Annotated in this window: 9 protein-coding genes; 7 read left to right on the top strand and 2 right to left on the bottom strand. The window is 75.1% G+C overall.

Annotated elements, in window-relative coordinates; genetic code table 11:
• Positions 1–55: 55 nt before the first annotated feature.
• The 7 genes from ACLQ2X_RS06780 (at position 56) to ACLQ2X_RS06750 (ending at position 9,570) form a co-directional block, all read left to right on the top strand.
• Positions 56–2,062 (top strand): primosomal protein N', encoded by a 2,007-nt coding sequence (locus ACLQ2X_RS06780; protein ID WP_425680094.1) that lies wholly within the window; start codon positions 56–58, stop codon positions 2,060–2,062.
• 230 nt (positions 2,063–2,292) lie between these two features.
• Entirely contained in the window at positions 2,293–3,264 is a 972-nt protein-coding gene (locus ACLQ2X_RS06775) for an AAA family ATPase (protein ID WP_425680093.1), read from the top strand.
• An 86-nt stretch (positions 3,265–3,350) separates the two neighbouring features.
• Complete coding sequence (locus ACLQ2X_RS06770; protein ID WP_425680092.1) at positions 3,351–4,613, top strand: cytochrome P450; 1,263 nt, start codon at positions 3,351–3,353, stop codon at positions 4,611–4,613.
• A 42-nt stretch (positions 4,614–4,655) separates the two neighbouring features.
• Positions 4,656–5,216, top strand: coding sequence for a peptide deformylase (def, locus tag ACLQ2X_RS06765; RefSeq protein ID WP_425680091.1), 561 nt, complete (start codon positions 4,656–4,658; stop codon positions 5,214–5,216).
• Positions 5,217–5,221: 5 nt separating this feature from the next.
• A complete protein-coding gene (fmt, locus tag ACLQ2X_RS06760) occupies positions 5,222–6,148 on the top strand; it encodes a methionyl-tRNA formyltransferase (protein ID WP_425680090.1) in 927 nt (308 codons plus the stop codon).
• Positions 6,145–7,680, top strand: a complete 1,536-nt coding sequence (locus tag ACLQ2X_RS06755) for an RsmB/NOP family class I SAM-dependent RNA methyltransferase (protein ID WP_425680089.1) — start codon at positions 6,145–6,147, stop codon at positions 7,678–7,680. Before fmt ends, ACLQ2X_RS06755 begins: the two co-directional genes overlap by 4 nt.
• A gap of 150 nt (positions 7,681–7,830) precedes the next feature.
• On the top strand, positions 7,831–9,570 hold the full coding sequence (locus ACLQ2X_RS06750) for a M28 family peptidase (protein WP_425680088.1): 1,740 nt from the start codon (positions 7,831–7,833) through the stop codon (positions 9,568–9,570).
• A gap of 51 nt (positions 9,571–9,621) precedes the next feature.
• Here ACLQ2X_RS06750 and ACLQ2X_RS06745 read toward each other — a convergent pair whose 3' ends face one another.
• Positions 9,622–10,512, bottom strand: coding sequence for a septum formation family protein (locus ACLQ2X_RS06745; protein ID WP_425680087.1), 891 nt, complete (start codon positions 10,510–10,512; stop codon positions 9,622–9,624).
• Between the two features lie 73 nt (positions 10,513–10,585).
• A complete protein-coding gene (locus ACLQ2X_RS06740; protein ID WP_425680086.1) occupies positions 10,586–11,473 on the bottom strand; it encodes a septum formation family protein in 888 nt (295 codons plus the stop codon).
• Positions 11,474–11,644 lie beyond the last annotated feature (171 nt).

Here is an 11,644-nt window from a genome sequence, read left to right as displayed (position 1 = left end):
CGTTACGCGCCGCGACCGGCGACCCGCACCCGGGTCGCCGGTCGCGCGCGTCTGCGTGGACGTGCCGCTGCCGCACCTCGACCGCCCGTTCGACTACCTGGTCCCGGAGGCGCTGGACGCCGACGCGCGCCCGGGGGTGCGGGTGAAGGTCCGCTTCGCCGGCCAGCTCGTCGACGGCTGGCTGCTGGAGCGCGTGGCCGAGTCCGCCCACCCGAAGCTGGCGTACCTGGAGAAGGTCGTGTCCGCGGTGCCGGTGCTCTCCCCGGACGTGGCCCGGTTGGCCCGCGCGGTCGCCGACCGGTACGCCGGCAGCCTGGCCGACGTGCTCCGCCTGGCGGTGCCGCCCCGGCACGCCCGCGCCGAGAAGGCCGTCACCGCCGCCGACGCGCCGCCCACCGACGCGCCATCCGTCGCCGCCCCGCCCGCCGACACGCCCGCACCGAACAGCGACCCGACGTCCGGCGCCGCCGCACCGCCGGCTGCCCCCGACGCTCCCGCACCGGACGCGGTGGACCCCCGTGGCTGGGGGGACTACCCGGCCGGACCGGCGCTGCTGCGCGCGCTCGCCGCCGGCCGGGCGCCGCGCGCCGTGTGGTCCGCGCTGCCGGGGGAGAACTGGGCCGACAGGTACGCCGACGCGGTCGCCGCCACCGTGGCCGGTGGCCGGGGTGCCGTGGTGGTGGTCGCCGACGCCCGGGACCTGGACCGCCTCGATGCCGCGCTGAACACGGTGCTCGGCCCCGGCCGGCACGTCCGCCTCACCGCCGCCGACGGTCCGGCCCGCCGCTACCGGGCGTTCCTGACCGCCCACCGGGGTGAGGTCGACGTGGTGATCGGCACCCGGGCGGCGATGTTCGCCCCGGTGCGCCGGCTCGGCCTGGTGGCGGTCTGGGACGACGGGGACGACCTGCACGCCGAGCCCCGCGCGCCCTACCCGCACGCCCGGGACGTGCTGCTCACCCGGGCCCAGCTCGGCGGGACCGCCGCCCTGGTCGGCGGGTACGCCCGTACCGCCGAGGCCCAACTGCTGGTGGAGACCGGCTGGGCCCGGGAGGTGGTGGCCGACCGGGCCGTGGTGCGCGCGCGTACCCCGGCCATGGCGCCCACCGGCGACGACCCGCAACTGGCCCGTGACCCCGGCGCGGCGTCGGCGCGGCTGCCCAGCCTGGCGTGGAGCACCGCCCGGGACGCGCTGCGCGCCGACCTGCCGGTGCTGGTGCAGGTGCCCCGCCGCGGCTACGTGCCCTCGATCGCGTGCGCCGAGTGCCGGCTCCCGGCCCGCTGTCCGCACTGCGCCGGGCCGCTCGCGCTGCCGGCCGCGCAGGGCATCCCGGCCTGCCGCTGGTGCGGACGGGTGGCCGCCGCGTACGCCTGCCCGGAGTGCGGCGGGCGGCGGCTGCGCGCCTCGGTCACCGGTGCCCGGCGCACCGCCGAGGAGCTGGGCCGGGCGTTCCCCGGCGTGCCGGTACGCACCTCAGGCCGGGAGGAGGTGCTGGCCGGCGTGCCCGGCGGGGCAGGGCTGGTGATCGCCACCCCAGGCGCCGAGCCGGTCGCCGAGGGCGGCTACGGCGCGGTGCTGCTGCTCGACTCGTGGGCGCTGCTGACCCGCGCGGACCTGCGGGCCGGCGAGGAGGCGTTTCGGCGGTGGACCGCCGCCGCCGCGCTGGCCCGTCCCGGCGCGTCCGGCGGCCGGGTGGTGGTGGTCGCCGACGGCGCGCTCGCCCCGGTCCAGGCGCTGCTGCGCTGGGACGCGGCCTGGTTCGCCGCCCGGGAGCTGGCCGAGCGCCGGGAGTTGGGCTTTCCACCGGCCGTGCGGATGGCGAGCGTCACCGGCCCGGCCGAGGCGGTGGCCGACCTTCTGGCCGGCGCCCCGCTGCCGGACGAGGCCGAGGTGCTCGGCCCGGTGCCGGCCGAGGAGGGTCGGGAACGGATGCTGGTGCGGGTTCCCCGGGCGCGCGCCGCCGCCCTGGCGGACGCGCTGCACGCCGCCGCCGGACGGCGCAGCGCCCGCAAGGCCGCCGATCCGGTCCGCCTGCAGGTCGACCCGCTCACCCTCTTCTGACCGGTGACGACCGGCCGGTGACCGCCCGCATCCGGGCCCTCGCATACGGTCGTGACCTGGGCTTTGTCGCACACCTGGTCCGGTAATCGGGTGGCGCTCGCGTGATAGCATCGCCCGTCATGCCCAGCCGTGCGGTATGACCGTGCGGAACACGGCGCGGCGGGCGCCAGAGCACGTCGGGCCGACACGGATTCCTCGTCAGTCAGCCGGTGAGCAGGGGTGGACCAGTCGTGACCGTTCGTCAGTCGATCGTCTTCAACGGTGACCTCGGCAGCGGCAAGAGCACCGTTTCCGTGGAGATCGCCAAGCGACTGGGCCTGCGCCGGGTCAGCGTCGGTGACCTCTACCGCCAGATGGCCCAGGAGCGGCAGATGACCGCGCTGCAGCTCAACCTGCACGCCGAGCTGGACCAGGCCGTCGACGGCTACGTCGACCAGCTCCAGCGGGACATCGCCGCCTCCGGCGAGTCGCTCGTCATGGACTCCCGCCTGGCCTGGCACTTCTTCACCGACGCCCTCAAGGTGCACATGATCACCGAGCCGACCGAGGCCGCCCGGCGGGTGCTCGCCCGCCCGTCCGGCCCGGCGGAGAGCTACACCTCGCTGGAGGAGGCGCGGGCCAAGCTGCGCGAGCGCAGCGAGAGCGAGCGGGGCCGCTTCATCGTCCGGTACGGCGTCGACAAGGCCCGCCTGCGCAACTACGACCTGGTCTGCGACACCACCCGGGCCAACCCGGAGCAGGTCATCCAGCACGTCGTCGACGTCTACGAGGGCCGCCTCGGCGCGGACGTGCTGCGCGCCGGCCAGCCGCTGCTGCTGCTCGACCCGAGGCGGGTCTACCCGACCGAGGACGTGGCGACGCTGCGCGGGCTCTGGGACACCGACCGGGCCGAGGGTGGCGACGAGGCCCCGGAGCCGCTGAGCATCGGCTACACCGGTGAGTACTTCTTCGTCGTCGACGGGCACCGGCGGCTCAGCGCCGCGGTGCGGGCCGGGCTGCCGATGGTCGCCGGCCGGTTGGTCGCCGAGGTGGACGAGCCGGTGGTCGGCGGCGTGAGCGCGGTCGACTTCTTCGCCGCCCAGGTCCGCCCCGGGCTGATCCACGACTGGGAGGACGCGAACGGCATCGCGCTGCCGCTGCCGGAGCACGCGCTGCTCGGCGGTGGTCCGGTGCTCGCCGGGGAGCCGAACGCCGGCGCCTGACCGGACGCGACGCGCGGGGGCGGGGGACCGCCGGATGCGGCGCACCGGCGCATGATGGGAGTCTCCGACGCCTGGGGAGGCCGCCCGTGGATCCCGCCGACGCGCTCGCGCTGCTGATGTCCCCCGAGGGCAGGGTCGACCCCTACCCGACGTACGAGCGGCTGCGTGAGCACGGCCCGATCGTCCAGGCCGGGCCGCTGTTCTACCTGGTCACCGGGCACGCCGAGGCCGACGCGATCCTGCGCGACGCCCGGTTCGGCGTGCTCGACGACGCGCTGCGCGACGAGTTCATGCCCGGTTGGCGGGAGAGTCCGGCGACGATGTCGATCTCCCGGTCGATGCTGCGCACCAACCCGCCGGACCACAGCCGGATGCGCCGGCTGGCCGCCGGGGCGTTCACGCCGCGCCGGGTCGCCGCCATGCGCGACGTGGTGCGCGCGCAGGCCGACGAGCTGATCGACGCGATGCTCTCCGCCGGGCAGCCGGTGGACTTCATGACCTCGTTCGCGTACCCGTTGCCGGTCGGGGTGATCTGCGAGCTGCTCGGCGTGCCGGGGGCGGACCGGTCGCTGTTCCGCCGTTGGGCCACCGACCTGACCGGCTTGCTGGAGCCCGAGATCACCGCTGACGAGTTGGCGGCGGCCGACCGGGGCGCGGCGGAGCTGCAGGCGTACTTCACCGAGCTGGTCGGGGCCCGGCGTCGCGCGCCCGCCGACGACCTGACCAGCGCGCTGGTCCAGGCGCACGACGGCGGCGAGCGGCTCTCCGGCGACGAGCTGCTGGCCAACCTGATCGTGCTGCTGGTGGCCGGCTTCGAGACCACGACGAACCTGCTCGGCAACGGCCTGGTGGCGCTGCTGGCGCATCCGGACGCGGCGACGGCGCTGCGGGAGCACCCGGAGTCCGCCCCCGGGTACGTCGACGAGCTGCTGCGCTACGACTCGCCGGTGCAGCTCACCTCCCGGATGAGCACCGCGCCGTCACGGCACGGCGGGGTGGACCTGCCGGCGCGGAGCTGGGTCCTGGTGCTGCTCGGCGCGGCCAACCGGGATCCCCGCCGCTATCCCGAGCCGGCGGGCTTCGACCCGTGGCGCCCGCAGATCCACCCGCTGTCCTTCGGGGCCGGCCCGCACTACTGCCTGGGCGCGGCGCTGGCCCGGCTGGAGGCGCAGGTGGCGTTCCCGCTGCTGCTGCGCCGGCTGCCCGAGCTGGCGGTGGCCGGCACGCCGCAGCGGCGGGTCCGGTTGACCCTGCGTGGCCACGCCACGCTGCCGGTGCGTGTGGACCGGCAGGCGGCGACGGTCACCGTTCCCGGTGCGGGACCCGGGGCGGTGGGACCGACTCCGTAGACTGGTCGGGCATCGCCCGTCCCAGACAAGGAGCCACGCCGCGTGACCGTCCAGCCCATCCGTCTGTTCGGCGACCCGGTGCTGCGCACGCCGGCCGATCCGGTCGTCGACTTCGACGTCGAGCTGCGCAGGCTGATCGCCGACCTGACCGACACGATGCGTGAGCAGAACGGCGCCGGCCTCGCCGCGCCGCAGCTCGGGGTGGGCCTGCGGGTGTTCACCTTCGACGTCGACGACGTCCTCGGCCACCTGGTCAACCCGGTGCTGGAGTTTCCCGATCCCGAGGAGCAGGACGGCCCGGAGGGCTGCCTGTCCATCCCCGGGCTCTACTTCGACACCAAGCGCCGGCAGAACGTGATCGCCAAGGGCTTCAACGGCTACGGCGACCCGGTGCAGATCGTCGGCACCGGGCTGATGTCCCGCTGTGTGCAGCACGAGACCGACCACCTCGACGGGGTGCTGTTCGTCGACCGGCTCGACCCGGCGGCCCGCAAGGAGGCCATGAAGGCGATCCGCCAGGCCGAGTGGTACGACCAGGCCGCCCCGCCCACGGTGAAGCTCAGCCCGCACGTCGCCGGCAATCCGTTCGGTCTGGGGCGGTGACCCGGATGCGCCTGGTCTTCGCCGGCACGCCGGCCGTCGCCGTACCGGCCCTGGACGCGATCGCCGCCTCCGGGCACGAGCTGCTGGCCGTGGTCACCCGTCCCGACGCCCCGGCCGGCCGGGGCCGCGGGTTGGCCCGCTCGCCGGTCGGCGCGTGGGCGGACGCGCACGGCGTGCCGGTGCTCACCCCGGCCCGGCCGCGCGAGCCGGAGTTCCTCGACCGGCTGCGGGAGTTGGCGCCGGACTGCGTGCCGGTGGTCGCCTACGGCGCGCTGGTGCCGTCGGTGGCGTTGGCGATCCCCCGGCACGGCTGGATCAACCTGCACTTCTCGCTGCTGCCCGCGTGGCGGGGCGCGGCGCCGGTGCAGCACGCGGTGCTGCACGGCGACGCGCTCACCGGGGCCAGTGTCTTCGCGTTGGAGGAAGGGCTGGACACCGGCCCGGTCTTCGGCACCGTCACCGACGAGATCCGCCCCGCCGACACCTCCGGCGACCTGCTGGAGCGTCTCGCGCATTCCGGCGCCGGTCTGCTGGTCGCCGTGCTCGACGCGATCGGCGCCGGGACCGCCCGGGCGGTGCCGCAACCGGCCGACGGCGTCTCGCTGGCCCCGAAGCTCACCGTCGAGGACGCCCGCGTGCGCTGGCAGGACCCGGCGTTCGCGGTGGACCGGCGCATCCGCGCCTGTACGCCCGCGCCCGGCCCGTGGAGCACCTTCCGCGACGACCGGGTCAAGCTCGGCCCGGTCACCCCGCTGCCCGACGGCCCGGAGCTGAAGCCGGGCGAGCTGCTGGTGGAGAAGTCCGGCGTGCTGGTCGGTACCGCCACCACCGCGGTCCGGTTGGGCGAGGTGCGCGCCGCCGGCAAGAGGGCGATGCCCGCCGGCGACTGGGCGCGCGGCGTCCGGGTCACCGCCGGTGAGGTGTTCGCGTGACCGGCCCGGACCGCCCCGTCGAGGGCGAGCGACCCCGGGGACATGCGCCCGAGCGCGCCTCCGGCGACCGCCCGCGCGGCGACGACCGCCCGCGCGGCGACCGGTTCGGGGGCGGTCGGGATCGCGGCGACCGGTTCGGCGGCGACCGGCGGGGTGGGCGTCGACCGGCCCGGCCGGCGGTGGACCTGCCCCGACAGGTGGCGTACGAGGCGGTCGCGGCCGTGCACCGCGACGACGCGTACGCGAACCTGGTGCTGCCGGCGATGCTGCGCGAGGCCGGGCTGCACGGCCGGGACGCCGCCTTCGCCACCGAGCTGACCTACGGCACGTTGCGGCACACCGGCACGCTCGACGCGATCGTCACCGACGCCGCCGGGCGGGACGTGCAGCGCATCGACCCGCCGGTGCGCGACGCGCTGCGGATCGGGGCGTACCAGATCCTGCACACCCGGGTGCCCGCGCACGCGGCGGTCTCGTCCACCGTGGACCTGGTCCGGTCGGTCGCCCCCGGCGCCACCGGTTTCGCCAACGCGGTGCTGCGGGAGATCACCACCCGGGACGCCGACGCCTGGGTGGCGAAGCTCGCCCCGGCGGAGCAGACCGACCCGATCGGGCATCTGGCGCTGGCGTACAGCCATCCGCAGTGGATCGTCCGGGCCTTCGCCGAGGCCCTCGGCGGCGACCTGGGCGAGACGGCCCGGCTGCTGATGGAGGACAACGAGCGCCCGCCGGTGCACCTGTGCGCCCGGCCCGGGCTGGCCGACGCGGTGGCGGTGGCCGACGAGGTGGGTGGCGCGCCCGGCGCGTTCTCCCCGTACGCGGTCTACCTGCCCGGCGGCGCGCCGGGTGACCTGTCGGCGGTGGCCGACGGCCGCGCGCACGTGCAGGACGAGGGTTCGCAGCTGGTGGCGGACGCGTTGGCGGGCGCGCCGCTGGACGGCCCGGACGAGCGGTGGCTGGATCTGTGCGCCGGTCCGGGCGGCAAGTCCGGGCTGCTCGGCGCGCTGGCCGCGACCCGTGGGGCGCGGCTGACCGCCGTCGAGGTGGCCGAGCACCGGGCGCGACTGGTGGAGCAGGCCACCCGAGGGCTGCCGGTGACCGTGCTGCACCTGGACGGGCGGGATGTGGGTGGTGACCCGAAGCTGCCCGAGGGGCACTTCGACCGGGTGCTCGTCGACGCGCCGTGCACCGGGTTGGGCGCGTTGCGCCGCCGTCCGGAGGCGAGGTGGCGACGTCAACCGGCGGACCTGCCGCAGTTGACCCGGTTGCAGCGCGAGTTGCTGACCGCCGCGCTGCGCGCGGTCCGGCCGGGCGGCCTGGTCGCGTACGTGACCTGTTCGCCGCACGTGGTGGAGACGCACGTCACGGTGACCGAGGCGGCCCGGCGCTGCGGCTTCCCGGTCGACTTCGTCGACGCCCGGCCGTTGTTGCCGGCCGGCATGCCCGGACTGGGGGACGGCCCGACGGTGCAGCTCTGGCCGCACCGCCACGGCACCGACGCCATGTTCCTGGCGATGCTGCGCAGGGGCTGACCCGCTCCCACCGGGATGCCCGAACGGCATCCCGGTGGGAGGAGGGGTCCGGTGGGATGTGACACCCCGTTGACTGTTCGATCGAGACATGTAACTGTTCCGATCACCGGTCCCGGCACCCCGCCCGCCGAACCCCCACGAGGAGCCTCCATGAGACGTAGAACGCCGACGACGAGCCTCGCGCTCGCCCTCGTCGCCACCCTGACGACGGCCGGCCTGGCCGGCGCCGCCTCCGCCGCCGCGCCGGCCCCCGCCCCCGCCGCCGTCGCGCTCGCCGCACCCGACGTCTCCCTGGCCAACGTCCAGGCCCACCTCACCCAGCTCGGCACCATCGCCAGCAACAACGGCGGCAACCGGCGGGCCGGCTCGGCCGGCTACGCGGCGTCGGTGAGCTACGTCAAGGGCAAGCTCCAGGCCGCCGGCTACACCGTCACCGAGCAGACCTGCACCACCTGCACCTACCCGGGAAGCAACCTGATCGCCGAGTGGCCGCAGGGCCCCACCGACCAGGTGGTCATGTTCGGCGCGCACCTCGACGGCGTGGCCGCCGGCCCCGGCATCAACGACAACGGCTCCGGCTCCGCCTCGCTGCTGGAGAACGCCCTGGTGCTGGCCGCCCAGCGGCCGACCATGACCAAGCGCGTCCGGTTCGCCTGGTGGAACGGCGAGGAACAGGGCCTGCAGGGCTCGAAGTACTACGTCAACCAGCTCAGCTCCACCCAGCGCGGCTACATCAAGGGCTACTACAACTTCGACATGGTCGGCTCGCTCAACGGCGGCTACTTCATCAACCGGATCACCTCGGCCACCGCGGCGCCGCTGAAGGCGTACTGGGACTCCTTCGGCATCGCGCCCGAGGAGAACACCGAGGGGCAGGGCCGTTCCGACGACTACTCGTTCGCCAACGCCGGCATCCAGACCTCCGGCTACGCGGCCGGCGCCAGCTACACCAAGACCTCGGCGCAGGCCAGCAAGTGGGGCGGCACCGCGGGCGCGGCGTACGACCCCTGCTACCACCGGTCCTGCGACAACACCAGCAACATCAACACGACAGTCCTCAACCGCAGCGCCGACGGCATCGCGTACGCGATCTGGCAGCTCGCGGTTGGCGGCGGCACGCCGAGCAACGACTTCTCCGTTGCGGTGAGCCCCACCTCCGGCAGCGTTGCCCGGGGCGGCTCCACCACCGCCACGGTCAGCACCGCCACCACCGCGGGCAGCGCCCAGACGGTGGCGCTGTCGGCCAGTGGCGCCCCGAGCGGGGTGTCGGTGAGCTTCAGCCCGTCCTCGGTAACCTCCGGCAGCTCGGCCACCATGACGGTGACCGCGTCCTCGACGGCGACCACCGGTACGTTCACGCTCACCGTCACCGGCACCGGCTCGGCCACCCGCACCGCCAGCTACACCGTCACCGTGACCGGCGGCAGTGGGAGCTGTACCGGTGGGCAGCTCATCGGAAACAGCAGCTTCGAGTCCGGCACCAGCCCGTGGACGGCCAGCTCCGGCGTCATCACCAACAGCTCCAGCCAGGCGGCCCGCACCGGCTCGTACAAGGCGTGGATGAACGGGTACGGCTCCACGCGTACCGAGACGCTGTCCCAGTCGGTCACGCTGCCGGCCGGCTGCACCAGCTACACCCTGTCCTTCTGGCTGCACATCGACACGGCCGAGACGACCACCTCGGTCGCGTACGACAAGCTGACCGTGCAGGTCGGGTCGACCACGCTGGCCTCGTACTCGAACCTGAACAAGGCCACCGGCTACACCCAGCGCACCTTCAACCTGGCCGGGTACGCCGGCCAGACGGTGACGCTCAAGTGGACCGGGGTCGAGGACTCCTCGCTGCAGACCAGCTTCGTCGTCGACGACGTGACGTTGCAGGTCGGCTGAGAGGTCACGGGTGGGGTGGGCCCGCCGCCCGCCCCACCCGTGCCGCCGGTCTCAGCTGACCGGCAGGACCCTGCCGCCGCCACCCTTCGCCGACCGGGTCAGCGCCCGGTCGGCGACCCAGAGGAAGCACTGCACGCCCCGGTCCCCGTCACGCCACTGCTGCTCGTGGGGGTGGTAGATGATGGTGCCGGCCCGATACTGCACGGTGTTGTCGTCGGGCAGCTTCGCGTAGGCGGCGATCAGACCCCGGCAGGCGCGGTGCGTCCGCGTCGACGCCCGTTCGAACTCGGCGTAGCTGACATCCGGCGCCTGGTAGACCCCGACGAACTCGGCGTGGTGCTTCGCGGTGCACGCCACCGGCCGCATCGCCTGCACCTCGCCGCCGCCCAGCTTGGGGTTGAAGCAGCCGAGCGCCAGCGGCGACCCGGGCTTGAGCGCGCCCCGCAGGCTGCCGGTGCGCTGGGTCACGGCGCCCTCGTCCAGGTCGGTCACCTCGGCGACGTCGCAGCGGTACCAGCGGGCCCCGCCGGACCAGGCGAGCGCGGAGGGGAAGACCACCGTCAGCCGCAGCCGCCCGGACCGCCAGTCCGCCCCGACGGCGCGGGTGACCTGCCGGGCGCATCCGGTGTGCGCGGCGCGCACACCGGCCGAGCCGGCCCGGGGTGGGGCGGCGGCGTCGGCCTCCCGGGCGGTGAGCGTGCCCACGTGCAGTGTCTCCGTGCGGTGCGCGGCGGCGCAGTCGACCGGCTGGTAGCCGCTGAGGTAGCCGACGTCGGCGACGGTGGGGTGACAGGCCCCGGCCCGGGGCACGAAACCCACCGGCGCGGCGAACGCGGGCCAGTCGTCGGCGAGGTCGCGGTCCACCCCGGACGGCACGGCGCAGCCGCCGAGCGCCAGTGCCGCCACCACGCCCGTGGCGACCGCCGTCCACCATCTGCGCATCGCGCCCGACCTCCCGCCGCCCGACGTCGCCCGGCCACCCGGGACGCCCCGGCGGTGCAGCTTACGGCAGAGGTCAGATGACCGGCAGCCCTTCGGGGCCGGCCCCGCGCACCGAGCGGGTGAGCTTGCGGTCGTCGCTCCACAGGAAACAGCGCACCCCCCGGTCGCCCTCCTCCCACTCGCGCCGCGACGGCGGGTAGAAGATGGACCCGGCCCGGTACGGCAGTTCGGCGTTGTCCGGCACGTCGGCGAACGCGGCGATGAGCGTCATGCAGCGCCGGTGGGTGCCCGACGCGCCCTCGGTGAACTCCACCCAGCTCATGTCGCGTTCGGTGTAGACGCCGACGAACTCGGCCCGGTGCGGTTCGGTGCACAGCACCGGCGCCATGTAGTTCAGGTTCTTGCCGATCAGCTTCGGGTCGAAGCAGCGGTGCAGCAGCGTGCTGTCCCCGACCAGGGCGCCGCGCAGGCTGCCCACCCGGTTGACCGGGCGGGTGTTGTCGATGCTGTCGGTCTCGGCCAGGTCGCACCGGAACCACCGGGCGCCGGCCGCCCACGCGGTCGCCGGGGGAAGCGCGATGGTCAGGGTGAGCCGGGCGGCGTGCCAGTCACCGCCGATCATCTCGCGGGTGCGCTTGTCACACTCGACGCGGGCGTCCCGCAGCGCCGGTGAGCCCGGCTCGGGGCGGGCGCCGAGGGCCACCGGGCCGGTGAACGTGCCGACGTGCACCGTCTCGGCCAGGTGGCTGCCCGCGCAGTCCACCGTCTCGTACGTGGCGGCCGGCACCACGCCGGTGAGCCGCGGCAGGCACGCGTCGGCAGCCGGGACGAACAGGCGCGGCGCCGGCAGTGCCGCCCAGTCGTCGACCAGGTCGCCCTCGTCCCGGTGCACCTGGACGCAGCCGGTGAGCAACACCGCCGCGGCGCCGGCCAGCGCGAGCGCGTGGAGCCACCGTCGCATCGTCCGCCCCTTCCGGGAGAGCCGGCAACCGGTCACCGCGGACCCGGGCAGCGTCGTCCGCCGCGGCCGGGCGTACAGCACAGGTGACCGTCCGAATAGGAGTTTCGTCACTGTTGGGGCGATCGGCCAGTGGTCGGCGGCTATTCGTGCCGGTTTTTCGCCCGCTCGGTC

The organism is Micromonospora sp. DT31 (genome assembly GCF_049841795.1).
GTDB lineage: Bacteria > Actinomycetota > Actinomycetes > Mycobacteriales > Micromonosporaceae > Micromonospora.
Note: the sequence above shows the minus strand (reverse complement) of the source record. Positions and strands in the feature narration are given on the sequence as shown.

What these genes read in the sequence shown, in the direction of transcription:
- ACLQ2X_RS06740 (WP_425680086.1), bottom strand. Translation starts at nt 11,473, where the DNA reads ATGCGACGGTGGCTCCACGCGCTCGCGCTGGCCGGCGCCGCGGCGGTG.
- ACLQ2X_RS06745 (WP_425680087.1), bottom strand. Translation starts at nt 10,512, where the DNA reads ATGCGCAGATGGTGGACGGCGGTCGCCACGGGCGTGGTGGCGGCACTG.
- fmt (WP_425680090.1), top strand. Translation starts at nt 5,222, where the DNA reads ATGCGCCTGGTCTTCGCCGGCACGCCGGCCGTCGCCGTACCGGCCCTG.
- ACLQ2X_RS06750 (WP_425680088.1), top strand. Translation starts at nt 7,831, where the DNA reads ATGAGACGTAGAACGCCGACGACGAGCCTCGCGCTCGCCCTCGTCGCC.